1 protein-coding gene is annotated in these 1,183 nt (G+C 72.1%); it reads right to left on the minus strand.

Annotation, left to right across the window (positions count from 1 at the left end; all coding sequences use genetic code 11):
• A partial coding sequence (gene aroC / locus AB0J08_RS41710) for a chorismate synthase (RefSeq protein ID WP_360645460.1) occupies positions 1 to 1,181 on the minus strand: 1,181 nt, incomplete at its 3' end.
• Positions 1,182 to 1,183: the final 2 nt, after the last annotated feature.

A 1,183-nucleotide genomic window follows, 5' to 3' on the forward strand; every position in this document is an offset into this window, starting at 1 on the left:
CGGACGATCAGGTTGTCCAGGTACCCCTGGACGTTGCGCCGGGTCTCGGACACGTGGTCGCCACCGAACTTCTCGCTCACCGCGTCCGCCAGCACCAGCGCCACCATCGCCTCCGCGACGATGCCCGCGGCCGGCACCGCACAGACGTCGGACCGCTGGTGATGCGCCTTGGCCGGCTCACCGGTCCGCACGTCCAGGGTCCGCAACGCACGCGGCACCGTGGCGATCGGCTTCATCGCCGCACGGACCCGCAGCAGCTCACCGGTCGACAGACCACCCTCGGTACCCCCCGACCGGCCGGAAGTACGCCTGACCCCGTCCGCGGTCGGCACGATCTCGTCATGCGCCAGCGAGCCCGGCACCCGGGCCAGCTCGAAACCGTCACCCACCTCGACACCCTTGATCGCCTGGATCCCCATCAACGCCGCGGCCAACCGCGCGTCCAACCGACGGTCCCAGTGCACGTGCGAACCGAGACCCACCGGCACGCCGTACGCCAACACCTCCACCACCCCACCCAGGGTGTCACCGTCCCGGTGCGCCCGGTCGATCTCCGCGACCATCGCCTTCGACGCGTCCGGATCCAGACAACGCACCGGATCCGCGTCCAGCCGCGCCTCGTCCGAGGGCAGCGGCAACACCCCCGCCGGAGCCTTCGCCGCGGCCAGCTCGACCACATGGCTGACGATCTCGATACCGCAGGTCTCCCGCAGGTACGCCCGCGCCACGGCACCGAGCGCCACCCGGGCCGCCGTCTCACGGGCACTGGCCCGCTCCAGGATCGGACGCGCCTCGTCGATCGAGTACTTCTGCATCCCCGCCAGGTCCGCGTGACCCGGCCGCGGACGGGTCAGCGCCTCGTTGCGGGCCAACCCCGCCAGCACCTGCGGATCCACCGGATCCGCCGACATGACCTGCTCCCACTTCGGCCACTCGGTGTTGCCGACCATGACCGCCACCGGGCTGCCCATCGACTCACCGTGCCGCACCCCGCCCAGGAACGTCACCTCGTCCCGCTCGAACTTCATCCGGGCACCGCGGCCGTAACCGAGCCGGCGGCGCGCCAGCGCGTCGGCCACCACCTCCGTGGTCACCGGAACGCCGGCGGGCAGGCCCTCCAGCGTCGCGACCAGTGCGGGACCGTGCGACTCCCCCGCCGTCAGCCAGCGCAACGTACCCAACG

Origin of the sequence: Kitasatospora sp. NPDC050463 (assembly GCF_040655255.1) — a bacterium.
Lineage (GTDB): Bacteria > Actinomycetota > Actinomycetes > Streptomycetales > Streptomycetaceae > Kitasatospora.